This window comes from Thermomicrobiales bacterium (assembly GCA_023954495.1).
Lineage (GTDB): Bacteria > Chloroflexota > Chloroflexia > Thermomicrobiales > CFX8 > JAMLIA01.
Genome location: JAMLIA010000017.1, coordinates 18,682 through 42,085 on the forward strand (window position 1 = coordinate 18,682; position 23,404 = coordinate 42,085).

The 23,404-nt window shown below is 65.8% G+C and carries 23 protein-coding genes; 8 read left to right on the forward strand and 15 right to left on the reverse strand.

Annotated features, from left to right (window positions below; genetic code table 11):
- Nucleotides 1-45: 45 nt before the first annotated feature.
- Together M9890_05230 and M9890_05235 are read right to left on the reverse strand one after the other, a co-directional pair.
- On the reverse strand, nucleotides 46-1,017 hold the full coding sequence (locus M9890_05230; protein MCO5176363.1) for a glycosyltransferase family 2 protein: 972 nt from the start codon (nucleotides 1,015-1,017) through the stop codon (nucleotides 46-48).
- Nucleotides 977-1,690, reverse strand: a complete 714-nt coding sequence (locus M9890_05235) for a metal-dependent hydrolase (protein MCO5176364.1) — start codon at nucleotides 1,688-1,690, stop codon at nucleotides 977-979. Before M9890_05235 ends, M9890_05230 begins: the two co-directional genes overlap by 41 nt.
- Nucleotides 1,691-2,130: 440 nt before the next feature.
- Here M9890_05235 and M9890_05240 point away from each other — a divergent pair, with 440 nt between their 5' ends.
- The 3 genes from M9890_05240 (at nucleotide 2,131) to M9890_05250 (ending at nucleotide 5,048) form a co-directional block, all read left to right on the forward strand.
- Nucleotides 2,131-2,562 (forward strand): helix-turn-helix domain-containing protein, encoded by a 432-nt coding sequence (locus M9890_05240; GenBank protein ID MCO5176365.1) that lies wholly within the window; start codon nucleotides 2,131-2,133, stop codon nucleotides 2,560-2,562.
- Between the two features lie 182 nt (nucleotides 2,563-2,744).
- A complete protein-coding gene (locus M9890_05245; GenBank protein ID MCO5176366.1) occupies nucleotides 2,745-3,959 on the forward strand; it encodes a PLP-dependent aminotransferase family protein in 1,215 nt (404 codons plus the stop codon).
- Between the two features lie 9 nt (nucleotides 3,960-3,968).
- Nucleotides 3,969-5,048: a beta-lactamase family protein gene (locus tag M9890_05250; GenBank protein ID MCO5176367.1), complete on the forward strand. Its 1,080-nt coding sequence runs from the start codon at nucleotides 3,969-3,971 to the stop codon at nucleotides 5,046-5,048.
- Nucleotides 5,049-5,075: 27 nt separating this feature from the next.
- On the opposite strand, the gene M9890_05255 is transcribed toward M9890_05250, so the two are convergent.
- From M9890_05255 to M9890_05285, 7 genes are all read right to left on the reverse strand, one after another.
- Nucleotides 5,076-5,306 carry a hypothetical protein gene (locus tag M9890_05255; GenBank protein MCO5176368.1) on the reverse strand — a complete coding sequence of 77 codons (231 nt, stop codon included), beginning with the start codon at nucleotides 5,304-5,306 and terminating at the stop codon, nucleotides 5,076-5,078.
- A 78-nt stretch (nucleotides 5,307-5,384) separates the two neighbouring features.
- On the reverse strand, nucleotides 5,385-6,959 hold the full coding sequence (locus M9890_05260; protein ID MCO5176369.1) for a beta-lactamase family protein: 1,575 nt from the start codon (nucleotides 6,957-6,959) through the stop codon (nucleotides 5,385-5,387).
- Nucleotides 6,960-7,052: 93 nt separating this feature from the next.
- Nucleotides 7,053-10,034: an FtsX-like permease family protein gene (locus tag M9890_05265; protein MCO5176370.1), complete on the reverse strand. Its 2,982-nt coding sequence runs from the start codon at nucleotides 10,032-10,034 to the stop codon at nucleotides 7,053-7,055.
- Nucleotides 10,031-10,855 carry an ABC transporter ATP-binding protein gene (locus M9890_05270; protein ID MCO5176371.1) on the reverse strand — a complete coding sequence of 275 codons (825 nt, stop codon included), beginning with the start codon at nucleotides 10,853-10,855 and terminating at the stop codon, nucleotides 10,031-10,033. Before M9890_05270 ends, M9890_05265 begins: the two co-directional genes overlap by 4 nt.
- Before the next feature lie 246 nt (nucleotides 10,856-11,101).
- Nucleotides 11,102-12,295, reverse strand: a complete 1,194-nt coding sequence (locus M9890_05275; protein ID MCO5176372.1) for a PLP-dependent aminotransferase family protein — start codon at nucleotides 12,293-12,295, stop codon at nucleotides 11,102-11,104.
- Nucleotides 12,292-13,032, reverse strand: a complete 741-nt coding sequence (gene alaXM / locus M9890_05280) for an alanyl-tRNA editing protein AlaXM (protein ID MCO5176373.1) — start codon at nucleotides 13,030-13,032, stop codon at nucleotides 12,292-12,294. The genes M9890_05275 and alaXM overlap by 4 nt, the downstream gene beginning before the upstream one ends.
- Nucleotides 13,033-13,132: 100 nt before the next feature.
- Complete coding sequence (locus M9890_05285; GenBank protein MCO5176374.1) at nucleotides 13,133-14,422, reverse strand: ArgE/DapE family deacylase; 1,290 nt, start codon at nucleotides 14,420-14,422, stop codon at nucleotides 13,133-13,135.
- A gap of 144 nt (nucleotides 14,423-14,566) precedes the next feature.
- Here M9890_05285 and M9890_05290 point away from each other — a divergent pair, with 144 nt between their 5' ends.
- Genes M9890_05290 through M9890_05300 form a run of 3 tightly spaced genes read left to right on the forward strand, consistent with a single transcriptional unit; the run spans nucleotide 14,567 to nucleotide 16,630 of the window.
- Nucleotides 14,567-15,160, forward strand: coding sequence for a nitroreductase family protein (locus M9890_05290; protein ID MCO5176375.1), 594 nt, complete (start codon nucleotides 14,567-14,569; stop codon nucleotides 15,158-15,160).
- Between the two features lie 29 nt (nucleotides 15,161-15,189).
- On the forward strand, nucleotides 15,190-15,681 hold the full coding sequence (locus M9890_05295) for a hypothetical protein (GenBank protein MCO5176376.1): 492 nt from the start codon (nucleotides 15,190-15,192) through the stop codon (nucleotides 15,679-15,681).
- 55 nt (nucleotides 15,682-15,736) lie between these two features.
- Nucleotides 15,737-16,630 (forward strand): hypothetical protein, encoded by an 894-nt coding sequence (locus M9890_05300; GenBank protein ID MCO5176377.1) that lies wholly within the window; start codon nucleotides 15,737-15,739, stop codon nucleotides 16,628-16,630.
- A 147-nt stretch (nucleotides 16,631-16,777) separates the two neighbouring features.
- Here the strand turns inward: M9890_05300 and M9890_05305 are convergent, their stop codons facing one another.
- Together M9890_05305 and M9890_05310 are read right to left on the reverse strand one after the other, a co-directional pair.
- Nucleotides 16,778-18,037: a Gfo/Idh/MocA family oxidoreductase gene (locus M9890_05305; GenBank protein MCO5176378.1), complete on the reverse strand. Its 1,260-nt coding sequence runs from the start codon at nucleotides 18,035-18,037 to the stop codon at nucleotides 16,778-16,780.
- Between the two features lie 66 nt (nucleotides 18,038-18,103).
- Complete coding sequence (locus M9890_05310; protein ID MCO5176379.1) at nucleotides 18,104-18,985, reverse strand: helix-turn-helix transcriptional regulator; 882 nt, start codon at nucleotides 18,983-18,985, stop codon at nucleotides 18,104-18,106.
- A 118-nt stretch (nucleotides 18,986-19,103) separates the two neighbouring features.
- On the opposite strand from M9890_05310, the gene M9890_05315 reads away from it, so the two are divergent.
- Together M9890_05315 and M9890_05320 are read left to right on the forward strand one after the other, a co-directional pair.
- Nucleotides 19,104-19,835, forward strand: coding sequence for an AzlC family ABC transporter permease (locus M9890_05315; protein MCO5176380.1), 732 nt, complete (start codon nucleotides 19,104-19,106; stop codon nucleotides 19,833-19,835).
- Nucleotides 19,832-20,125, forward strand: a complete 294-nt coding sequence (locus M9890_05320; protein ID MCO5176381.1) for an AzlD domain-containing protein — start codon at nucleotides 19,832-19,834, stop codon at nucleotides 20,123-20,125. Before M9890_05315 ends, M9890_05320 begins: the two co-directional genes overlap by 4 nt.
- 178 nt (nucleotides 20,126-20,303) lie before the next feature.
- On the opposite strand, the gene M9890_05325 is transcribed toward M9890_05320, so the two are convergent.
- Genes M9890_05325 through M9890_05340 form a run of 4 tightly spaced genes read right to left on the reverse strand, consistent with a single transcriptional unit; the run spans nucleotide 20,304 to nucleotide 23,306 of the window.
- Entirely contained in the window at nucleotides 20,304-21,341 is a 1,038-nt protein-coding gene (locus tag M9890_05325; protein ID MCO5176382.1) for a Gfo/Idh/MocA family oxidoreductase, read from the reverse strand.
- Nucleotides 21,342-21,370: 29 nt separating this feature from the next.
- On the reverse strand, nucleotides 21,371-21,703 hold the full coding sequence (locus M9890_05330; protein ID MCO5176383.1) for a hypothetical protein: 333 nt from the start codon (nucleotides 21,701-21,703) through the stop codon (nucleotides 21,371-21,373).
- A 29-nt stretch (nucleotides 21,704-21,732) separates the two neighbouring features.
- Nucleotides 21,733-22,515 carry an LLM class flavin-dependent oxidoreductase gene (locus M9890_05335; protein ID MCO5176384.1) on the reverse strand — a complete coding sequence of 261 codons (783 nt, stop codon included), beginning with the start codon at nucleotides 22,513-22,515 and terminating at the stop codon, nucleotides 21,733-21,735.
- Nucleotides 22,515-23,306 (reverse strand): LLM class flavin-dependent oxidoreductase, encoded by a 792-nt coding sequence (locus M9890_05340; protein ID MCO5176385.1) that lies wholly within the window; start codon nucleotides 23,304-23,306, stop codon nucleotides 22,515-22,517. Before M9890_05340 ends, M9890_05335 begins: the two co-directional genes overlap by 1 nt.
- Nucleotides 23,307-23,404 lie beyond the last annotated feature (98 nt).

The following is a 23,404-nucleotide window of genomic DNA, read 5'->3' on the forward strand; positions in this document are numbered from 1 at the left end:
CCGGTCCTGCTCCGTCTCTCGTCGATCGCCGCGCGCTCGACGTACCTACGCGACGCGCTTGGCGTGGGCGGGGCGCAGCGCGTTCGACGCCATTGCGATCCCGCCGCGGGCGACGATGCCCGCCAATACGAGCCAGTTTAGCAGCCTGTTCGTTCGCGGCGCGTAATGTTTGCGGTGGAACAGCCACATCGACCGGTAGAACTCATAGAGCATGCGATACGACTGTCGCCGAGACGTTGCGCCCTTCAGATGCAACGCCGCCGCTTCCGGGTAGTAATAGACTCGCCAGTCGCGTGCCTTGAATCGCCAGGCCCAGTCCAGATCCTCGCCGTACATGAAGAACGTGTCGTCCAGCAGCCCGGCCTGATCGATCGCGCTGAGGCGGATGAGCATGAACGCACCGACGACGGAATCGACCTCGGTTGTCTCCATCTCGTCGAGATGCGTCAGGTTGTAGCCGGTGAAGCGCGGGTTGTCCGGGTAGCGTTTGGCGAGGCCGGTCAGCTTCCAGAAAGCGCGGGCCGGTGTCGGGAAGCCACGGCGGCAGGCCAGATCGAGCGAGCCGTCCGGCAGCAGCAGACGCGGACCGACGACCGCAGCCTCCGGGTGCGTGTCCAGGAAGCCGAGACAGCGCGGCAGCGTCGTCGGCTCGACTTCGACATCGCTATTAAGCAGCAGCACGAACGTATCGTCGCGATCGACCTGCGCTGAGACAGTCGCCAGGATGTCGCGCAGCGCGAGGTTGTTGCCGCCGGCGAAGCCGAGGTTGCGCGGTGAGGCGATCAGCATCGCGTCCGGGCAGCTCGCGCGCAAGCGCTCGATGCTGTCGTCTCCCGAGCCGTTGTCGACGATGTAGACGATCAGGTCGCGGTCGTCCAGCAGGCTCGCGCGCAGATGCCTGACTGCCGCTGCCGTGAGATCCGGCGTGCGGTAGTTGACGATGACGGCGTAGACAGGCCCGCGCCGTCCGGCGGCGTCAGGCGGCAGCGGCGTGACGCCGGATGGCTCTGATGGCACGGGAACCAACGACCAACGCTTCGGGAGCGAGGACGGACGGATTCGAGCGGCGTGGACGCGACGGATCGAGCAAGCGCCGGGCGTACCAGCGTCCGAACAGACCGAGGGTGAGCATCGCTGTGGCGACCGGCGGTCGGGGCACTTCGATGATCCGGCGCGGCAGGAAGAGTGGCGCGCCACCTGTTGCCAGATCGCGCAGCAGGTGCGAGCCGAGACCCAGGGCCAGCGCCAGACCGCTCTGCGTGCCCGGCCAGAGGCGCTCGGCCGTGTAGGACACGATGCCGACGGTCAGCAGCGAGTGCGACGCCGGTCGCTCCGGCATCGACATGCTGGGAATGAGCTTCATCGAGCGCGCGGCGATGAGGTGGTCCAGATCGATAGCGACGGCACTCAGGGCTGCGAAGGCCGCCAGACGAGCCTTGTGCTCGACGAACGGCATGGCCGGTATCGAGACGGCCAGCGCCGTGGCGATGTGGGCGGCCCCATCGGAGAGCGCTTCGCAGTGCTTCATCTCGCGGCGCTTGAACACTTCGCAGAGTTGATCGAACGCGATCGCCAGCAGACCGAAGCCGACGGCCGCAGCGATGCCGGTCGACGTCTTCGTGAGCGTCCGGGATGCCTTACCTGGTGCGACTGGTGTAACGATTCGGAGGTGACGAGTCTTTGTATGCATAATGCTGAAGTGTACTGCGAGCGCGCGAACGTATCGAGTCGCGTGGTATTGGAAGGGCGAACGCTGGTTGGGCGGGTGCAACGCGGCCTCAGCTGCTTCACAGATTCGCGATGGCGACCGCCTTGGAAGACAAGTCTTGCACGATGGGAGAGTGGGTTCGGCAGCCTTGTCGCGAACTGAAGTACCGTCCTAAATGAGTGTCATGTGATAAATCCGTAACGTACCAAACGCCGAAATTGTCTGTCTCGGGACTTCCAAAGTTTGCTTCAGCAGGGTATAACGGATATGGGCCCTGCCTGTCACACGGATGATGTGGCTCACAGACGCGCTGCAGATTGTCCCGACGGGCCAGGGAGAGCCCCGACCGCTGTATATCGGGGCGTGGACGCAATGGCCGCGTCCAGGTGAGGCAGTTGTTTCATGAAAAGTGAGGAACCCACATGGCGCAACGACCAGGAGTCCAGCGTCAGCGGATCGGTCCCGCGATCCGACGAATGCGCCGGATGAAGGGGCTGACGCTCGATGAGCTGGCATCGCAGGCCGGCATTTCCGCATCACACCTGAGCCGGCTGGAACGTGGACAGACGTTGCCAAGCTTCCAGGTTCTATCTGATATCGCTCATGTTCTTGGTGCGGACGTTGATGATTTTGTTCGCCTTGAATCTGAAGTCACTACACTCGACGCAGAGTTTCAGGACATGCTCGATGCTCGCGGTTTCCCCGAAGACCTGCAGCTGGAGCTTCTCTCAACGTCGATTGAGCTCCGCCAGGCGCTGTTTGCGCTGTTCCGTGATCTTGGTGCAACAACGCGCCGTCGATCGCGTATCACCGGACGCTCGACCGCTGCTTCAACGCCGAAGACGACGTCCTGACTGCGAGTCGCCACGCATAGATCCACACACGACACCCCGATTGCCGACGATGGCACGGGGTGTCGTGGTTTTCCCGAGCGTCTTCTGAATGTCGGATATACTCGCCGAATACGGCCTCGTTGGCAGTTGCCAACCTGCGTCGATTGAATGCATGTTTGCGCGCCGCTGGAAGGGTGTTCTCGATGGATAACCGCTGGGACGAACGCTGGTCACGACGGGGCAAGATCGCCTCAAGCATGAGCCGACCATCGCGGACGTCGCCGAAGGAAATGATCTCGTTTGTTTACGGCGATCCGGACGTCGATTCACTGCCGCTGGATGAGATGGCCGAAGCCGCCGAGTTCCTCGCCGAGAGCAACCGCCGCGATAGCCTCGCCTACGCCAATCCGGTCGGGCCGGACGGACTGGCAGCCGCGATGGCCGAAAAGCTGAAGCGCGATTACGACGTCGACGTGACGCCCGATCAGATTCTGCTGTCCTCAGGGGCATCGAGCGGTCTGGGCCTTGTCGTCGACATGGTCGTCGATCCGGGCGACGTTGTCCTGGCTGATGCGCCGGCCTGGATGGGCGCGACCGGCATGTTCAAGCTGGCGGGCGCTGAGGTGATCGGCATCGACGTCGACGAGGACGGCATCGACCCGGCCAAAGTCGAGGCGGCGCTGGATTCGCTGGCTGCCGAGGGCAAGCATCCGAAGTTCCTCTACACGATCCCGACCTTCCAGAATCCTGCTGGTGTCGAGCTGTCGGTCGAGCGCCGTCACGCGCTGGCGAAGATCGCCGATGAGCGCGGTTTGCTGATTCTGGAGGACGACGCCTACATCGACCTGCGCTTCGAGGGTGAGAAGAAGCCGACGATGTTCAGCCTGGCCAAGCCCGGCTCGGTGCTGCTGTTCGGCACGCTGTCGAAGACGATCGCTGCCGGCCTGCGCCTCGGCTGGTGCGCCGGCCCGGCCGACGTGATCGCCGTCCTCTCGCGCGGTCGCAACGACACGCTGCGCAACACGTACACGGCGGCGCTGGCCGAGTGGTACGTCAGCACCGGGCGACATGCCGAACACATCGCGCGATTGCAGCAGATCTATCGCAGCAAGTGCGAGCACATGCTGGCGGCGCTGGAGCGCGAGATGCCGGAAGGTGTCAGCTGGACGCGACCGAAGGGCGGTTTCTTCCTGTGGGTGACGCTGCCTGAGGGTGTCGACGCCGTCGATCTGCAGCCGGTCGCTCAGAAGGAATTCGTCGATTACATCCCCGGCCCGTCGTTCTATTCGGACGGCAGCGGCCGCCGGTCGATGCGTCTGTCGTTCAGCGCCGTGACGCCGGATCAGATCGACACCGGCATCGCCCGCCTGGCGTCGGTGATTCGGGCGGCAATACCGGCCGAGGCCACCACCGACTAATCACGGCTGATGGGGAACACTGCGAATCACGCATGGCGACCAGCGCTGGAACAAACCGTTCCGGCGCTGGTCGCTGATCTTCTCGCCCGGGACGAGGCCCCCGGCGCGGCGATTGCCCTCTGGCGCGACGGTGTGCCGATCGTCGAAATGACCGTCGGTAGCGCCGATCTCGCTGGCGAGGTCGCGCTCAACGTCGACGCACGCTTTCCGGTCTACAGTGTCACCAAAACGTGGATTGCTGCGGCGTTGCTGCGGCTGGCCGAGCGCGACATTCTTGCGCTCGACGACTCGCTGCAGGCGTATCTCCCCGACATCCCGCTGCGCACGCGGCCGACGCTGCGGCAGGTCTTGCTGCACACTGCCGGTCTGCCGGATTACGGTGCGTTGCCTGAATATCAGCGGGATGTTCGCGAGCACCCGCAACAGCCGTGGTCGGACGATGCATTCGTGCGTCGGACGCTGGCACGAGGCGATCTGGCGGAGCCGGGCAGCGGCTTCCGCTACTCGAACCTGGGGTACATGTGGCTAAGGCATGTGCTGGAGCGCGTGACCGGTAGCTCGTTCGCTGAGGCATTGGCCGCCGAGGTCTTCGAGCCGCTCGGCCTGCAAGAGACGTCGGTCGCCGAGTCGCTAGCGGATATGGCGGCGCTCAGTCCTGGGTACAGCACCTTGATTGGGGACGATGACACGCCGATCGACGTGAGGCCGCGCTACCATCCTGGCTGGGTAGCTCACGGGCTGGTCAGCTCAACCGCCCACGAGGTAGCGGCAGCGCTCGATGGCCTGTTTGCTGGACGGCTGCTCGCGCCGGAGAGCCTGGTTGCGATGCTGGCCGGCAGAGCCGTTAGCGAGACGCACCCGCTGTTCGCCGAGCCGGCCTACGGGCTGGGCCTGATGATGGATATCGGCTCAGCCGCGCCGATCGCCGGACATACTGGCGGTGGCCCCGGCTATTCCATTGGTGCGTACGGCCGACTGAGCAAACGTGGACGACTGACCGCCGTCGCACTGGTCAACCGCGACATCGGCATGCCCGGGATGCACATCGCCACGGCGCTTCTGCAGATGGCCGCTCAGTTGCCCGACTGATGGCAGAGCTTGACCATCGTGATGGTTTCATGGAGCTGCTGGGCCAATCAGGGCCGCGTCGAAGAAACGGATCACGCGCGCTTCGTACTCGGCCGGGTGGGTCGCAAAGCCCTGAGTGTGGCCGGCGTCGGCGATGGGCCAGATCTCCTTTGGTTCGCCTGCTGCGTCGAAGTAGTGTGGACTGAGCTGTGCTTCGGCGGCCTGATTGCTCGTTGTGGAGTAGATGATCAGGAGCGGGCGTGGCGCGATGCGCGGCATTAGCTGATCGAGCGGCGGCAGTTTGGCCGATGTGTGGCAGGTCGGCGTCCCAGGGTGTCTTCCCGGTCTGCAGGCCAGTCATGCTGCCTCTGCCTCTCGAGTGATGTCCGGGCCTCGCTGTTGCGTGCTGTGGCTCCGGGCAGGTCCGACGAGGGAGACAATTCGCGTGATGCCGGTGGCCAGCCAGAGCCCGCCAACGAGCAGCAGGACGATGACGAGATCGGGCGTCGCGCCGAAATTTCCACGCCAGCTGATGCCGGTTAGCGTCGGGTAGCCGAGCAGGATCAGGCCGCCCAGTCCGATCTCCCAGGCGAGAGGCACGGTCTGGCGCACCAGTGCCCAGCCTTCGCGGAGGGAATGTGGCCGGCGTGGCGATATCGACGACCGCCGCAGGAGGCGGGCGAGCGCCAGGGCCTGGGCTGCAATGATTGCCAGGACGATAAGGTCGAAGACGGTGTAGAAGCGCGAGAGGCTCGTGCCGGTCGGCGGTTCGTTGCCGCTCAGGATCTGGGTCACGCCGATCGGGATGCGACTGAACACCTGATTGGCTCCGGCGAGCGGCATCTGGTTGCCGGCGTTGATCAGGACAACGACGGCCTGCTGCGTCTCCGGCAAGAGCACCATCCAGGCGTTGAACGTCGGCAACTCACCCAGGTGCCACAACGCCGGGCTAACGCCGAATGGTCCGTTGAACCAGCCCATGCCGTAGCGCGCGCTGAATCCGGTGCCGAGCAGCGTGCGATCGAACTGGTTGGTCGCTGGCTCGAGTAGCGTCGCGATGCCGCCCGGCGACAGGATTTGACGGCCCTGATAGGAACCATCGTTGAGATACATCGACAGGTAGTGGGCCATGTCGTCAGCCGAAGCGACGAGGAAGCCGGTCGGCGCCTGGGCCGGCAGATTCGGCGAGTCTGCCTTGACTGGCAGGCCGAACCAGAACTGATGGAGGTCCGCCATGCCGTGCCGACGCCCCTCCTCGTGTGAGGCGTAGCTGTCGTTCATGTCGAGCGGCGCAAAGATGTGCTGGCGGACGTAGTCGCCATACTGCTGGCCGCTGACGGTCTCGACGATCAGGCCGAGCGTGACGTAGTTGGCGTTGGAGTACTCGAAGGACACGCCGACCGGCCGGTTCAGCCTGGCATCGTGCAGATTTCGGACGTACTGCTCGATCGTGTCGTCGTTCTCTTCGAGCAGTGGCCGAATGCCGGTCGCGCGCGACAGACCGCTCGTCTGGTTCAGCAGATGACGGACGGTGATCTGCGCCGCCGCGCCGGTGTCGGCTACCTCGAACCACGGCACGTAGCGCTGGACTGGCTCATCGAGAGCGAGCTTGCCGTCCTCGACGAGCTGCATGATCGCCAACGCAGTGAACGACTTGGTCAGCGAGCCGATGGCGAATGGAGTCTGTGAGGTGATCGGTGTCGAGCCGGATTCACCGAATCCGCGGCTGTGAACGATTTGGTCGCCGTCGACGATGGCGAGCGCAACGCCCGGAATCCGCGAGCCGTCCATCTGGTCGGTGACGTACTGGTCGATGCGGTCGAACCTGGTCGCGTCTGCCTCTCCGGCGGCAGTCGAGGTAAGGAAGCCATTGACAGCGATAAGAACGATCAGCGCAAGCACCAGCGCACTGCGGATGAAGATGCCAGTCATGTTTCCTCCTGTCGTGTGGTAGTCGTCCTGGCGGGACAGCCCCGGTTGAGGCAGATTGCCGGTGGTGTTGATGGTTGGGTCGCTCCTCCTGTGCTACTCGTAGTGCAATGCGTGCGCGATCGGGACGCCAGCGGCACGGCGCGCGGGGATATAGGCCATGAGCAGGGAGGCGACGAGCGAGATAACGATGAACAACGCCATCTCCAGCCACGGCACGATGAATCCGCTTCCGCCCCCGCCAATGAAGTAATCGCTGGTGATCAGATTCCAGGCGAGCAGAACGCCCAGAATGGTGCCGGACAGGACGCCGAGCAGGGTGATCATTGTCGATTCGATCAGGAAGCTGGCGGCGACCATCGAGCGCGTGTAGCCGATCGCGCGCAACATGCCGATCTGCTGGCGACGCTCGACCACCGAGCGGAAGGCGATGACGCCGAGCGCCGCGATGCCGACAATCAGGCCGAGGGCCATGAAGCCTTCGAACAATCGCATCATGTTGCGCTGCGCGGCCATCGTCTCGTCGACGATCGTACGGATCGAGTCTGCTTGGACGCCGTAGTTGATCAGCGCCGATTCGACCGTCCGGGCCGCGTCGTCGGGGTTCACCCCCGGAGCCAGCCGCAGGTAGTAGTTGACGGCGTCCGGCATGCCCCAGACGTCCGCGACGGTCTGTTCCTGGAGGAACATGCCCCACATGGTGAATGCGCGCGAGTCAATGATGCCGATGACTGTGACGGTCTGCGTCCGGCCCGTCGCCGGGTCGCTGATGGTGACCTGCTGCGGCTGCATCGTTTTGGCGTTGGCCGTAACGCCATCAATCGTAAATTCGCTGCTGTCGGGGTCAAATCCCATGGACGGCAACGCCATGCTGTCGATGACGGCCAGCAGCGGATCGGCTGCTAGCGCGTCCCAGACGGCCCGGTCGGAGTCGTAGCCGACGGCGCGGGTCTGGAGCGGGATGTCGCTCTCGCTGATGAACGAGGTATCGACGCCATTGACGCCGTAGATCTTCCACTGCTCTGCGTCAGCCATACGCATCTGGACGCGGGACGGGTTGATCCAGTCGGTTCGGGCGCTGGCGTCGAGCAGGGTGGGGTCTGCGCCGTTCTCGCTCAGTGTCAGCTCGAAGTCGCTGATCGGGTTTGTCGTCGCCTGGGTGGTGCGGATGTCCCAGCCGCCGCCGGCGTGCTCTCCGGAGAGGATGCCGACGATGTTGGCGGTGATCGCCGCCATCATGACCAGCGAGAAGACGACGAGGCTGAACATGGCGATCGTCATGCCAGTGCGCATGCGGTTGGCGAGTGGGTAGGCGATGGCGGTCTTCAGGGCTGGCAGCCAGCGGCTGAAGCCCTTGCCGAGCAGGCCGACCGCGTCGGTGATCGCCTCGGCGTTCCAAATGATGATCATCGTGCCGGCCGCGACCAGCATGATGCCAGAGATGAAGAACATCTCTATGCCGCCGCTTGTTTCGGGGAAGATCGAATCGGTGAGCGAGTCGGGAACCAGCCAGAGGATGAGAACGATCAGGGCGGCGATGCTGTAGACCGGCCGGGCTGGGACACCGAAGGAGCGCAGGATGGCGGCCAGGCCTAGCGGCACGAGCGACATACCGGTGAAGAAGAGGAAGGCGTTGCCGCCTGACCCACCGCCGAAGGTCATCAGCGCACCAACGAGCATACCGATGAAGCCGAAGGCGAGCCAGCGGCGGCTCTCACGTATTGCCCGCGGTTCGTTGAGGTCGCGAATCGCCTGGACAATGCTCAGTCGGCTGACGCGCCACGAGGAGACGAGAATCGTGACGAAGGTGACGACGATGCCGAGCGTGTAGGCGATGACGAGGCTACGCCAGCTGGCCGACGGGGTGATGTCGAACGCATCGCCGATGAAGCTCGACAGCATGCCGGCCATCACGAAGGCGACGCCGACGCCGAGCGCCGCGCCGACAAGAGCCGAGACGAGGTCGTAGGCCATGCCCTCGGCGACGAACATTTGCGAGAGTTGTCGGCGCTTCAGGCCGATGGCGCGGGCCATGCCCATCTCCGGCTTGCGCTCGGCAGCGAGCATCGTAAAGATCAGGAAGATCAGCAGAATGCCGACAGCAATTGAGAACATGCCGAAGATCAGGAACATGCTGACAAACATCGAGCCGTTGGCTTCGGCGGTGTCGAGCCCGTTCTGTTTCAGCGGCACTGCTCGATAGGGCGTGTCGTGCAGTGCGGCGTCGATGTCAGACGTTACCTGCTCAGAGAGCCTGACGCTGTCCTCGACTCCGCCAGTATTCGAAATGGCGATTGTGCTCAGGCTGAACGGCGCTTCGGTCAGGGTCTGCGTGCGCAGCAGCGGCATCGCGAAGCCGCCGGAAGCGCCGAAGCCGAGCATGCCGGTCAGCGGCGAATCCTCGTCGATCGCCTCGACGGTCAGCAGATGGGCAATGTTGTTGATGTAGACGACGAGCTGATCCCCGACTCCTGCGTCCAGCTTGTCGGCCGGTGTCTGGCCCAGCACGATACCGGTGCCGGGGAGGCGCGCCAGATCGACCGGCTCGCCGGCCTGGTTCCGCAGCCCGCCGAACGCATCAGCCGCCGCAGGATCGAGTCCGGTCATGATCAGTGACGGCTCGCTCAACCGGGTACGGAGGTTCATGACTGGCACCGAGTTGAGCGTCAACGGCATGATGCCGTCAACGTTGGGGTTGTTATTCAGCGCCGTGGCCAGGTCAGTTGCGATGTGTTCGGGGATCCTCGCGCCGAGCTGCGGCTGGCTCGGCAGCTCCGGGCCGGCTGCGACGACGATAACCTCGTCGACCGGGCCCAGCAGGTCGTAGACCTCGGAGCGGATGCTATGGTCGAGCGTATCGCCGGTCGTGAAGGCGGCCGAAATGATCAGGGTGCTGAGCATCAGGCCGATGACGATCAGGATCGTCTGGGCAGGGCGCCGCGGGATGTTGCGGACGCCAAGCTTGAACACAACCCGGTGCCGCAGCCAGACCCAGCCGGTGATGGCGAGGCACAGCGCGAACAACACGAGCAGATAGGCCATGAGTGTCGTGGTTGAAACACCGAAGATCGCGTTCACCTTGCGCCGCCGTCCAGGTTGCCCCCAATCAGCTCCGGTTCGGCCACGCGATACTCGACGAGCTGCCCGTCGATCGGGCAGGTCGCGCCGTCGCTGATGATCGCGCCGTCATGCATGCGGATGATGCGGTCGCAGGCCGCCCCGATATCCGGGTCGTGGGTGACCAGGACGAAGGTCTGGCCGTTGCGCAGGTTCAGCTCACGCATCAGAGCGATGATCTCGTACGCGTTCTGGCTATCGAGGTCGCCGGTCGGCTCGTCACCCCAGACGATGGCCGGCTCGTTGACCAGCGCCCGGGCGATCGTTACCCGCTGGCGCTGCCCGCCGGATAGTTCGGCCGGCCGGTGGTCAGCCCACTCGGTCAACCCGACTTGTCCGAGAGCGGTGGTGGCCCGCTCGCGGGCCTCCTTCGGCTTGGTACCGGAGACGAGCAGCGGCAGCTCGACGTTCTCGACTGCCGAGAGCACCGGTAGCAGGTTGTAGAACTGAAAGATGAAGCCCATCTCGCGAGCGCGGAAGTCCGTCCGCGCGTCGTCGGACAGGCTCGCCAGGTCCTGACCACCGATGAGGATCTCGCCCTCGTCGATCGTGTCGAGCCCGGAGAGACAGTTGAGCAGCGTCGTCTTGCCGCAGCCGGATGGTCCCATGATGGCGACCATCTCGCCGCGATTAATTGTCAGATCCACGCCGCGCAGTGCCGGGACGCTCACTTTGCCGGTGTAGTAGGTCTTGAGCACATTGCGGGCAGCAATGATTGGCAGATCGATGCCAGACGGGGTCGACTGGCCGTCTTCAGTGTCGTGCCGGCGTCGTCCAAGCATGGTGGGTCTGTTCCTTCCCCGGCGGCAGAAGGATCAGGGACCCAATGACCCCACGGCTCGGTACGTCACCTGACCAGGCCGCCGTCTGTCGCCCTCACCGTAGAACCGGCGGCGTGCAAATGGTGTGAACACGGACGGGGGCTCTGTTACAGCGACATGACAGATTCGCTGCGAGCGCGGGACGCGCAGGCAAGCGAACGGGTATTCCGATTCCCAATTCCCCACGGGGAATCGGGAATTGGACTGTCAACTAGTCAGCAGTCGCCTGACAGCGATGCCGAGGCGGCGGACGCCTTCGGCGATGGTCTCGGCGTCCGGGCTGGGGTACGAGAGGCGCAGGCCGCGATGGGGAGCCGGGTCGGGGTAGAAGCACGAGCCTGGCAGGTAGCCGACACCCTCATCAACCGCCAGCGGCAGCAGGTCATCCGAGTTGTAGCCCTCCGGCAACGTCACCCACAGGAAGAAGCCGCCTTGCGGGTGCGTCCAGGTGACGCCCTCTGGCATCTCGCGCTCCAGCGCTGCCAGCAGCGCATCGCGGCGCTCGCGGTAGAACTCGCGGGCATCGGCCATGTGATGGTCGAGCCAGCCGCCTTCGATCGTGCGGGTGACGGCGCGCTGGACGAAGCGATCGGACATCATGTCTGCCGCCTCTTTGGACCACTCGGCCAGCTGGCGGATCTGCTCCGGTGCGATCATCCAGCCCATCCGCAGGGCAGGGGCGAGCGTCTTCGAGAATGTGCCGAGGTAGATGACATCCTCGTCCAGCGCCCGCAGCGGCGGAACCTGGTCCGGCGTGAAGTAGATGTCGCCGTAGGGATCGTCCTCGACGACCGCGACGTTCGCAGCCCGCGTCATCGCGAGGATCTGGCGGCGGCGCTCGTCGGGGATCGTCGTGCCGGTCGGGTTCTGGAACGTCGGGATGGTGTAGAGCATCTTCGGGCGCGGCTCCTGTTGGAGCAGCGGCTCAAGCTCCTCCGGAATCAGGCCGTGCTCGTCGGCGGGCGCGATGCGGTAGCAAATCCCGAATGCATCGAACGCCTGCATCGCGCCGAAATAGCTCGGCCCCTCGATGACGACAACATCGCCGGGATCGAGCAGCGCGCGTCCGATGAGGTCCAGTCCCTGCTGCGAGCCATTGGTGATGAGGATGTGGCTGGCGTCGGTCGTGACGCCGCGCCGCATCATGCGGGTGGCGATCTCTTCGCGGAGCGGCAGGTGGCCCTCGGTCTCGCCATAGGAAAGGGTTTCACCGGGATCCTCCCAGGCATCAGCGTGAGCCTGGCGCAGGCGGGTGACCGGTATCTGCTCCAGCGCGGGCGCACCATTGGAGAGGTAGATCAGACCCTCGGCAGCCCACATACGCTCGATGCCCGGAGGGCTCGCCTTCAGCCAGCCGTGAATGTCTGGCGCCCTCTTCGCGACGATCCGATCCCAGTTCATCTACCCCCCACCTCAATGCCGTCGTCCACCAGCTCAATCTCAAGCCGCTTGTTGATGCGCCCCTTCGACCGCGTCCCAATAACGCGGATGCCGCCGACCTCCTGCGTGTTGCGGACATGCGTGCCGCCGTCCGCCTGCAGATCAAGTCCTTCGATCTCGACGATGCGGACCTCGGTGATCGATTCGGGGAGCAGGTTGATCTTGGTCCGGATCAGGTCGGGGATCTGGAAGGCCTCCTCCCGCGGGAGTGATCGCCAGCTGACGGCGCGGTTGTCGCGGATTACCTGGTTGGCGGTTTTCTCGATGTGTGCCACGCGCTCAGCCGACAGATCTTCCAGCTCGAAGTCCATCCGCGCCTTGTCGGTGGCCATGTTGCCGCCGGTGACGAGTGCGCCGAACTCGCGGAAGACGACGCCGCAGAGCACGTGCAGCGCCGTGTGTGTGCGCATCAGCCGGTAGCGGCGCTCCCAGTCGATGACGCCGTGTACCTCGGTGCCGACTGCCGGAGGGTCGCTGCCCTCTTCCAGCGCATGCACGACATCGCTGCCGCGCTTGCTGACCTTGATGACGTCCCAGACGCGGCCACCGCTCATCAGCGTGCCGGTGTCGTGTGGCTGGCCGCCGCCGGTAGGGTAGAACGCGGTCTGGTCAAGCATGACGCCGTCTGCGTCGACGGCGGTGACCGTCGCGGAGAACTCGCGCTGGTAAGAGTCAGCAAGGTGGAGCAGCGTCGTCATGTGGGCATTCCAGTTCCGGCAGGCACGTATTGCACGACATGCGTCGACCGCCCGAGGGGCGGCCGACGCTGCTGATTATCGGGATGGCGAGACAAACCTGTCAAGCGAGATGCACGCCGCACCACTCCAGGATCGTCGCACCGATGACCTTGGCGGTCGGAACGAGCGTATCGAGATCGAGCCACTCGTCGGCAGCATGCGCGCCGAAGCCGCCCGGCCCGTAGCAGAAGACCGGGATGTCGGCGTAGATATTGAAGTTGCGCATGTCGGTCGTGCCGGCCAGCGAGCGCGGCGCGAGCTGCTCGCCGCGAATCGCCAGGTGGTGGCGCGCCAGCGTCTCCAGAATCGGCTCGGTCGGTTCGATCATCGAGCCCGGACTCTGGAAGCCGTACCACTCGACTGTCGGTGGGTGCTGGCTGAGCCATTCGTCGCGCTCGACGGCATGGTCGATGGCTGCGTGGACGCGAGCCCGAGTCTGCTCGACGGTCACGCCCGGGTACATCGACAGGCGGCACTCGATCGTGCACTCGCCGGCCACGCTCGATGGCCAGTCGCCGCCGCGAATGACGCCGATGTTGAGGTTGATCGGGTGATGGACATGCTCGTAGGCCGGATGGCTCTCGGTGTTCAGCTCGGCATCAAGCGCGCGAAGCTGCTCAATGATCGGGAGCATGCGATAGATCGCGTTGACGCCCGACCAGGCGACGGCTGCGTGCGCCATCGCGCCCAGTACGGTGACGCGGAACCAGGTGACGCCGACGTGGGCTGCGATGTATTCACCGTCGGTCGGCTCAGCGATGATGGCCGCGTCGGCGCGGTAGCGCGTGGAATCTGCACCGTCGCGGAAGCGTCCGGCCAGCGCGCCGTTGCCGGTGCACTCTTCCTCAATGACGCTCTCGACGATCAGATCGCCGTCGAGCTGGATGCCGAGGTCGCGGATGACGCGCGCGATGAAGAAGTTCAGCGCCGTGCCGCACTTCATGTCGTACGCGCCGCGCCCGTACATCCGACGGCCTTCGATCTCCGCCGCCCACGGGTCGCGTGTCCAGTTCACATTCGGCTCTGAGCTGACGACATCGATATGTCCATTGAGAATCAGGGATTTGCCACCGCCCGCACCGGGGTAGGTTGCGGTGACGTTCGGGCGCTCGGCGAACGGTACGCCGCTGTTGCCGGCACCCGGGAGATCGAGGACCGAGTCGTCGAGTTCCCAGACGTCCGGCTCAACGCCACCCTCGCGGACATAGCGCGCGACGATGTCCTGCGCTTCGCGCTCGTTGCCGAGCGTCGATTTCGCCCGGACAAGGTTCTGGATCAGCTCGATCAGCTCCCCTTCGCGCTTCTCAAGCTCGGCGAAGAGGCGCTCCTGTGCCTGCTGCCTGTCGCTCATCACTTCCTCCATTTCCCACCATTGGCCTGTGGAGAGGATACCCTCTGCGCTTGCCTCGGTGGCACGAAGGGGGTATCGTCAGCCGCGGTCCGCCTGCCGGACAGATGCCGAAAAGCCGCACAACAGACGATGGACGAGGCAGCTATGGAATTTGCAGATGTCGTCCGAAAGCGACGGATGGTCCGCCACTTCAAGCCCGATCCGATCGCCCCCGAAGTCATCGATTCGCTGATGACGCTGGCGCAGCGCGCGCCGAGCGCCGGTTTCACGCAGGGACAATCGTTCATCATCGTGACCGACCCGGAGATGCGCAAGGCTGTTGCCCGCTGCTGCGGGGAGGACGAGCACTACGAAACCGCCTTCGGGCATCCGTGGATTTCCGAAGCGCCGGTGCAGGCGATCCCGTGCGTCAGCGAGGCCGCTTATCATCGTCGCTATCAGGAATCGGACAAGATTCAGGATGACGGCAGCGAGATCGAGTGGCCGGTGCCGTTCTGGTTCATCGACATCGGCTGCTCGGTACAGACGCTGCTGCTGGCGGTCGTCGATGTCGGGCTCGCGGCGGGCTACGCGGGCATCCCGGACACGCCCGGGTTGAAGGCGCTGCTCGGCATCCCCGACGAGGTGACGCCGGTCGGTGTGATCCCGATTGGCTACCCAGACACAGACACTCCGTCGCCATCGCTGAAGCGCGGCCGGCGGTCGCTAGACGATTTCGCGCACCGCGAACGCTGGTAGGCGCTCAGCGCGGCAGGGAGAGAGCCACGATGATCGAAGAAGATTGGCTGCCGAAACCGGCCAGCCCGGAGTCGAGCGGGATCGAATTGCGCGTCGCGCCGATCATCCCGATGCCGTCGGACATGGGCGGCAGCGGCGAGGTGCTGCTGCTGGCCGCATTCGGCAGCGCGACGTTGCCGAACGGCGAGGTGCGCAAGGGCGAGAGCCTGCAGCAGGCGGCGCGCCGGATCGCGCTGACTGCCGTTGGTGCGGTCGTCCAGCCGGAGCGGATCGTTTACCTTGTTGAGCAGGCCGGTCGGCAGCTCACGGTCTGCGTCCTCTGTGCGCTGGTTGACGCCGACGATGTCGAGAGCAAGACCGGTGCGCGCTTTGTGCGGGTCAGCGCCGACACCGAGCTTGAACCGGCTGCCCTGCGGGAGCTGCTGATTGAGGACGGTCTCGGCGGCTTCGTGCGCTCGTGCGCCTGGGTGATCTCGTCGTTTGATGACAGCGGCCGCCCCGCTGCAGATGTCCGCTGGTGATGCTGTTGGCACGTTGCCAACAAGCCCGCGCCCAGGTCCGAAAGGAAACCGACTGATGGTTGCCCAACGTCGTCGTTTCATCGCGTTCATCGCCGGTCTGATCCTCATGCTGCTGCTGGCCGGTTGCTCGATCGGCGGTAGCGACGCCACGCCGACGGCGACGACTGCGCCAACGGAACCGACAGCGACATCCACCACTGAAGCCAGCGCCTCGCCGACCGCGACGGAGGCCTCGGCTGCCACGCCGACGACCGCCGCCTCGCCGACCGCCGCAGCGTCACCGACGAGCAGCGCCTCGCCGACCGCGACCATCGCCGCTTCGCCAACCGCGACAGCCGTGCCGGAGTCGCCGATTGGCGAGATGGCCCCGCTCGATTCCAACCAGGTGCCGAACTTCACCCTGGCGATCAAGATCCAGGCGACCGGCATTGGCGGACCGGGCGACGCGACGATCGACTACCAGATCGAACAGTCGGCAACCGACCGATTCCACCTGAAGGCCAACAACAGCGGCACCGAGCTGGAGCTGTGGAAGATCGGCGACGATGCCTTTATCGCCCAGGCCGGTGGCGATCCGGCGCGACAGCCGGAGGGCACCGACACGACGCTTTTCTCGCCGGCAACGTTCCTGCAGATCGTCCCGACTATCCCGGCTGAGACGAACGCGCAGGATCTCGGCACCGAGACGATCGATGGTCGGACCGCCCAGCATCGCCGCGTCGCTGCCGAGACGTACCTGCAGCAGGCGTCCTTCCTCGGCGGCACAGCCGTCACCAACCCGGACGGCGTGCTGGATGTCTGGATCGATTCCGAGCTGCAGACGCCGCTGCAGATGCAGGGCGATCTCACCTGGACGAACGCCGACGGCAGTGACGGCAAGTTCGCCATTGACTACCAACTCACCCAGATCGGCTCGACGCCGGAGGTGCAGGCACCGGCGGTACCGTAGGCGCGGAGGATCTGCTCGAAGGGTGCATGTAATACGCCTGTCCAGCCCCCGGCCCTGTCGGCCCGTGCCGGTCGCGCGGGTCGGGGGCCAGACGGGCGTATGCAATACGCCCCTACATGGTTGGTAAGGGGAGTAGCGAAATCCTGTTCACAGACCGTAGTGCGCGTCGATCTCACGTTGCCAGGTATTGATCTGTCCGGATTCGACATCGGCGACGGACACGGAAGCACCTGCAACGGATGATTCGCTGATGGCGAAGGCTGTGGCCAGATCGCGCAAGCCTTCTGTGCCGCTCGTTTCTGGCTGGGTGCCGGTGCGGATGGACTGCAGCCAGTCGAGGTAGGCGAGGCCGAACGGATCGGTGACGCCGTGGGGAGCGGCAGATTCGCGTTCTGCGGGGGTTGCCTGCTGCTCGAACAGGTCGGCGATATCGACGCGCGTGCCGTCGTCGCGGATGATCGTCGTGCCGTGGATGCAGCCGCGTGCGCCGTAGATTGCCATGCCGCCCGGCAGCCCGATCGGCGCGCCGTGCCCCGCCCAGGTGAACGAGAGCGTGCCGGCCGCGCCGGACTCCATCTCGACCAACGCGAAGAACGCGTCGTCGACATCGGCGCTCGTTGAGGCTGCCACGCTTGGTGGCGCGGCGGGGCGGCGGACGCGCTCCGGCTCGAACGTACGGGTGATGGCTGAGACGCGGGCGACGTCTCCGGCCAGGTAGCGCAGGCGGTGCGCGATGTGGACGCCGATGTCCAGCGCCGGTCCCGCACCGGCCTCGACCTTGTGGTGCCGCCAGGGCGTGTCGGCGACGATGATGTCCGGCGACCACTCCTCGGTGCCGATCGACACGGATGCGACCATCTGCACCTCGCCGATCTCGCCGCGCTCGATCGCCCAGCGCGTCTGCCGCAGCGCCGGTGCGTAGCGCACCATCTCCATCACGCCGAGTGTCAGTCCGGCGCTGTCGGCTGCCTCGACCATCGCCCGACCGGCGCGGATCGAGACGGCCAGCGGCTTCTCGACCATGACATGCCGCCCGGCAGCGAGGCATTGCAGACCGATCGAATGATGCAGCGACAGAGACGCCGTGATCGTGACGGCATCGACAGTGCCAGACGCCAGCATCGCAGCGACATCGGGGTAGACCGCAGCATCGACATCGTCCTGAAAGTCGCTGACGTAGCGGTGCGGCGCAGCCAGCGAATCGCTGGGGTTCAGCGAGACCGGTGGACGCGGTGCTGGTCCTTCGCCACGCTTGCGGAAGCGGTGCGCGTCGTCGGGGTTGCGCGCAACGAGCGCAGTCACCCGAAAGTCGTCAACACCCGCCTCGCGGAGCGCGTGCAGCCCGCGCAGATGCGCCGGCAGGATACGCCCACAACCGATCACGCCGATCCGAATCGGGTCCGCCATATGCACAGGTCCTTCGCTGACGCTCGTTGTTCGATGCCGCCATCGTACGCGACGAGCCGCCGGCGGTCATCCCCTGCCCGCGTTGCTGCCGGTTGCAGCCACGCACCACTGCATCGCCGCCGTGTCAGCCGGTACGTAGCCGATCGTGCGGAAGCGGTGGTCGCGGGTGAGCGGTTCGGAGACGAGCCGGAACGTCAGCATGCCGGCCTGCGGCACCCGCAGGCGGATCGGGACGAGTGCGCGCTGCGAGATCGCAGCTAGCGGCTGCTGCATTGCCATGTCCCAATAGTGGCGAAAGAGGGGCAGCGGCTGGAGCTCGGCGAGGATGTCGCCCTGCCACGGCTCAGCGCCGTATTGCCGCATCTCGTAGCGCAGCGTCTGGATCATGGCCGGGAAGAAACGCTCCGGGTCGGCGACGCGATCCGGCAGTGTCGAGGCTGGATCGAACCAGGCAGCCGGCAGCGAGCAACCGGCCAGGCCGCCGAGCGTCGGGTCCTCGGCAACGATGCCAAACATGCGCGGGACGAGCCTATTCCAGCTCATCAGGCGATGCAGGCAGTCGAGCAGATAGGCGGGGAATGGCGTCGCCTGCAGGTCCGGCTCGATCTCGGCTCGCGCCCAGTCGCGCTCGGCGTCAGTTGGCGGTAGCGTCGGCAGGGCGTAGCCGTATTGCGCGAGGACGAGACGGCGCTCACTGTGGCGCGCATCGAGCGCTGTGAGGATGCGCTCGACCGTCTCGCGCGTCGGCTGCGCGACCTTGCCGGCCTCGACGCGCTGGAGATAGCCGGTGCCTAGCCCGGCCTCAGCCTCGACCCACAGCTGGGTTCGCTGCGCGGCCTGACGCAGCGCGCGGATCAGCTCCCCACCGGTGTGGGTGCCCGTCCAGCCTGCATCGAGCGTGGCGTCTGCGTCTGCGGTTGGCTGTTGCGCGCTCAGGTTCTTCGGCATGACCCAGTACCAGTTCCGTCGAATTCGACTCCGATGACGATGACCGCGCGGCGGTCGCTCCCTAGCATGGTGCGCAGGTGACCGCATTGCGTCAAGAACCGAACAGGAGCCTGGGCAGATGGATATTGCATCCACTGGCGATCTGCGAGTCGCCGACGAACAGTCCGACCGGCGACTGCTGCGCGATGGGTTTGTCGCGATGGTCCCGCTCTGGTCCGGGGCGATACCGACTGGCATCGCGTTCGCCGTGGCCGCGCACAATGCCGGGCTGTCGTTCGTCGAGATTCAGGCGATGAGCCTGACGATCTTCTCGGCCGGAGCGCAGCTGGCTGCGCTGGCCGTCGCTGCCGATTCGCCGTCGCTCGGGGCGTACGCACTGGTCGTCGCCGCGATCAATATCCATCTGGTGCTGCTCGGCGTGGTGGCCGGGCGATCGAATCGCCTGTCGCACTGGCGCAAAGTACTGGTTGCGTTCTCCCTGACCGATAGCTCGTTCGCCATTGCAGCGCGCGGCGGCGTGATCCGTTGGCAGGTGTTGCTGGGGGCCGGGTTGAGCATGTACGTCGGCTGGAACGTCGGCACGCTCGCAGGTTCGCTTGCCGGTAGTGTCGTGTCGGATCTGCCATCAGCGCGGATCGCGCTCGTCGCCCCGTTGACATTCCTGGCCGTGCTGGCTCCGATCATCCGCACGTCGCCAGCGCTGGTGACGTTGCTGGCCGCCGGGGCGACGATGCTGCTGCTCAGCGGCGTCGTGCCTGTCGGCGTCGCCCTGCTGGCCGCGGCGGTGGCGGGCAGCGCAGCAGGCAGTTGGTGGGACAGCCGCCTCAACCGATGCGCGAGGCTTCAATGACGGCGACTGCGATCGTCGTCATGGCTGTGGCGCTCTTCGCCGTGCGCCTGAGCGGTTTCGTGCTCTCCGGAGTCGGGCTGCCGCCAACGGTCGAGCGCGGCTTGCGCTTCACGCCAATCGCCGTGCTCGCGGCAGTGACGGTCGCGCTCATCGGCGGGACCGGCCGGCCGGACGCCATCGGGTTCGTCGCCCTCGCGTCCGGTGCCGCCGCTGCCTGGCTGACCCGCAAGGTCTGGGTGTGCCTCGCAGTTGGGTTGCTGGTTGCGGTCGTGGGGAGCGCGGTGGTGTGAGTGGATCGAATGCGCGTACGCGAGAAAAATCTGCCCCGGCGTTGGACTGGGTCGAACGGGTGGAAGATCGCTCGGTTGCGATTTCAATAGTCGACCGCAATGTTTCTATCAGGCAAGCCGCCCGGAAAAGCCGACTGCGCAGCGTACCTGAGTGCTGACGCAGCCGACACACCACCAATCACTCTCGATGCAGTGGCAGTGAGACCGTCGTTCCCCGGTGGTCGGCGACGAGGCCGGCTTCGAGGATCTCCTGGGTGTCGCGGCCGACGGTTGCGCTGACGAGGCCGTCGATGGGTTTGCCGTCGTCCAGGCGGGCGAGCAGGTAGCCCATCGCGGTGTCTTCGCCGGTCGGGAGGGGCGGGACGATGATGGGTTCGCCTTCGGGTGTGTCGGCTGCGTAGCGCAGCAGTCGCGGTGGCTCGGTGCTGGTGCGGGGCAGGACGACGAGGCTGGCCTGCGCGCCGGAGATGATCGGGCCAGGCTGCGGCACCGGGCCGGCTGCTGTCCAGGTCGCTTCGATCACTGCCAGCGCACGCGGGTAGCGCAGCGTCAGCACGGCGTTGTCGTCGACCTCGATGTCATCGGTGCGCAGGCGGCCGATCGTGGCCTGCACCCGCTCAGGCACGCCAAGGAGCCAGCGCGCCATCGATGTGCCGTAGCCGCTGTAGTCCATGTAGGCACCGGCACCGTTGCGCGCGGGATCGTAGAGCCACTCGGCGAAGTCGTCCGAGACGCCGAAGGCGCGCGGGCCGGCGTGGCCTCCGCGAAACGTGAAGCGCGTGATCTCGCCGATCGCTCCGGTGCGCGCCATCGTTAGCGCGGCGCGGATGGCGGGGTTCCAGGCGGTCGGCCAGTTGACCATGAGTGGGACGCTGGCGCGTTGGCAGGCGACGACCATGCGGTCGGCGTTGGCGAGGTTGTTGGCCATCGGCTTCTCGGCCATCACGGCAGCACCTGCGCCTGCGGCCAGTTCAACCAGATCGGCTGCGGCGGCGTTGTCTGTGAAGATGAGCGCGGCATCGGGATGCTCGCGCTCTAGCAGGGTCGACGCGTCCTCGTAGAGCCGGATCGCGCGATCGAGTGCGGCAGCTTGATCGCGGAGGTGGTTGCGCGGTTCGGCGACCGTCACCTCCACATCGTCTCGCTGGATCAGCTCAGTCAGGTGTGTCCAGACGTGGTCGTGCGTCAGACCGAGAATGGCGATGCGGCGTGGCACGGCTCGCTCCGTTTCGCGTCGCCCAGTCCTCAGTCACCGGAGCGCGCTTTGGCGCGAATGATCGACCCGACAACGAGGATGAGCACCACTGCGATGATTTGCCCGCCCATAATAACCCGATTGACGTCGATGGCCGGCTTATAGGTCGCCGTGCCGTCGCGGATTTCGAAGACGCCGATGGCCTGCGCGTTCATGCCGAACCCGCCCCCGCCGTCGTCGTTCTGGCCGGAGCCTGCTCCTGCGCCACCGGCCACACGGGCGACCGGCACGACTGTCAGGTCGCCATCGCGGATCGGCTCGCCGAAGACCCGCTGAACGGACATGGTGTCTCGCGCGCGGTCGAGGATCTCCTTGGCTTGCATGGCGCGGTCCTTTCTCTTCAGTCGCCGGGTCAGGTTGGTGGCGCCCCGGCCCGCAGCAGCTCCAGCAAGCTGGCCGCTGATTCGTCTGCCGTGACTGCCCGGACGACCACCTCGTCGAGGATCGGCTCGAATGCGGCGATCCCCGGCTGAAGTCCCGCAGCATCGGTGCCCTGAATGACGGCGTCGTGCGCAGTCTTGCCGACCGCCGCGAGTTGCGTGGCGTAGACGCCACCGGCGGCGAAGTGGCCGATCTCGGCGTTCACCGCCGCTTCCGCCTGCGGCATCAGGGCGCAACGGATGTAGCCGCTGGTAAATGGCTGCGGTCTCCCGGCGCGGTCCGCTGCGCCGCGGACCTGCTCGCGAGCGGCTGTCGCTGTCTCGGGAACGGGCCAGTTGAACAGCGCACCGTCGGCGATCTCGCCGGCCAGCGCGCGCATCTTCGGTCCGGTTGCGGCGATGATGATCGGCACGTCGATACGCGGTCGCAGCGCCTCGATCGTCTCGCGAATGGCGCGGAGTGGACGTTCTGCGCCACCGGTGCCGAGACCGATCGTGAGGCGATCGAGCGGTAGCGCGAGACGCTCTATCGCGCGCAGGATGTCATCAGCAGATCGTCGACTGACGCCGAGGACGCCGGTATAGAGCCGGAGCGTTGTCGTTGCGCCGGCAGCGGCCGCGAGCACGTCCAGTCCGTCTCCGCCGGGGATGTCGTTTGTCCAGAGCGACGAGTAGCCGCGCTGCTCCGCCTCGGCGGCGACCTGCGCGACGACATCGAGTGGCGTCGTGGAGATAATGCCGAATCCGCGACCCATTACTCCCCCCCTGCTGGTGGTGCGCAAGCGCGCAGCAACTCGAGAATGCTTTCGGCGCTGTCATCGGCGGTGATGGCGCGAACGACGACCTCGTCCAGCACAGCTTCGTGGGCCGCGATGCCGGCCTGCAGGACATCGGCTCGGTCGCTGTTGACCGTTGTGCCGCGCGCATCAACGCCCATGCGCTGGAAGTGCGCGGCGTACTTCGGATAGCTGCCGTAGCGCCCGGACTCCTGCTCCAGCCGCGCCTCGGCCTGCGGCAGCAGCGCGCAGCGGACGAAGGCGATCAGGGCGGGACGCGGCTTGCCGTGCTCGGCGGCGGCGTCGGTCACCCAGGTTCCGGCGGTCTCGGCGAAGCTGGGCGTCAGCCAGTTGAACAGCACGCCCTCGGACGCCTCACCGGCAAGGGCGGACATCTTCGGTCCGAGCGCACCAACGATGATCGGAGCGGTGACCGACTGATGCAGCACCTCAACGCCGTTGCGCACCAGCGACAGTCCTTTGCGGTCGGCACCCGATCCGACACCGAGCCAGAGGCGGTCCTGCGGGAGGTTGAGCCGGGCGACATCCTCGGCGATGGATTCTGGCGAGCGGCGATCCAGCGCGACGACACCGACACCGAGCCGGATGTGCTCGGTCACCTCGGCGGCGGCAGCGAGGGCTGCCAACCCGTCTGCGCCGGGTGTGTCATTGACCCAGAATGATGTATATCCGTGAATCTCCGCCTCGCGGGCGACGATGCGTGTGACATCGTGCGCAACGGCGGCGGCGATTGCAAAGCCACGTCCCATGGTTGCCTCCCTGATCCGTCTTGATCGGTTGAGTGCGTGATTCCCCGACAGCCACATGGTATGACACTTGCGTCCACAACAAGCGATGACGACAACAC

Coding starts and splice junctions, on each gene's coding strand:
- alaXM (MCO5176373.1), bottom strand. CDS start 13,032: ATGACGACGCTGCTCCACCTTGCTGACTCTTACCAGCGCGAGTTCTCC.
- M9890_05235 (MCO5176364.1), bottom strand. CDS start 1,690: ATGCATACAAAGACTCGTCACCTCCGAATCGTTACACCAGTCGCACCA.
- M9890_05315 (MCO5176380.1), top strand. CDS start 19,104: ATGGATATTGCATCCACTGGCGATCTGCGAGTCGCCGACGAACAGTCC.
- M9890_05300 (MCO5176377.1), top strand. CDS start 15,737: ATGGTTGCCCAACGTCGTCGTTTCATCGCGTTCATCGCCGGTCTGATC.
- M9890_05250 (MCO5176367.1), top strand. CDS start 3,969: ATGGGGAACACTGCGAATCACGCATGGCGACCAGCGCTGGAACAAACC.
- M9890_05245 (MCO5176366.1), top strand. CDS start 2,745: ATGGATAACCGCTGGGACGAACGCTGGTCACGACGGGGCAAGATCGCC.
- M9890_05310 (MCO5176379.1), bottom strand. CDS start 18,985: ATGCCGAAGAACCTGAGCGCGCAACAGCCAACCGCAGACGCAGACGCC.
- M9890_05275 (MCO5176372.1), bottom strand. CDS start 12,295: ATGAACTGGGATCGGATCGTCGCGAAGAGGGCGCCAGACATTCACGGC.
- M9890_05305 (MCO5176378.1), bottom strand. CDS start 18,037: ATGGCGGACCCGATTCGGATCGGCGTGATCGGTTGTGGGCGTATCCTG.
- M9890_05290 (MCO5176375.1), top strand. CDS start 14,567: ATGGAATTTGCAGATGTCGTCCGAAAGCGACGGATGGTCCGCCACTTC.
- M9890_05260 (MCO5176369.1), bottom strand. CDS start 6,959: ATGACTGGCATCTTCATCCGCAGTGCGCTGGTGCTTGCGCTGATCGTT.
- M9890_05335 (MCO5176384.1), bottom strand. CDS start 22,515: ATGGGTCGCGGATTCGGCATTATCTCCACGACGCCACTCGATGTCGTC.
- M9890_05270 (MCO5176371.1), bottom strand. CDS start 10,855: ATGCTTGGACGACGCCGGCACGACACTGAAGACGGCCAGTCGACCCCG.
- M9890_05340 (MCO5176385.1), bottom strand. CDS start 23,306: ATGGGACGTGGCTTTGCAATCGCCGCCGCCGTTGCGCACGATGTCACA.
- M9890_05320 (MCO5176381.1), top strand. CDS start 19,832: ATGACGGCGACTGCGATCGTCGTCATGGCTGTGGCGCTCTTCGCCGTG.
- M9890_05285 (MCO5176374.1), bottom strand. CDS start 14,422: ATGAGCGACAGGCAGCAGGCACAGGAGCGCCTCTTCGCCGAGCTTGAG.
- M9890_05295 (MCO5176376.1), top strand. CDS start 15,190: ATGATCGAAGAAGATTGGCTGCCGAAACCGGCCAGCCCGGAGTCGAGC.
- M9890_05255 (MCO5176368.1), bottom strand. CDS start 5,306: ATGCCGCGCATCGCGCCACGCCCGCTCCTGATCATCTACTCCACAACG.
- M9890_05330 (MCO5176383.1), bottom strand. CDS start 21,703: ATGCAAGCCAAGGAGATCCTCGACCGCGCGCGAGACACCATGTCCGTT.
- M9890_05240 (MCO5176365.1), top strand. CDS start 2,131: ATGGCGCAACGACCAGGAGTCCAGCGTCAGCGGATCGGTCCCGCGATC.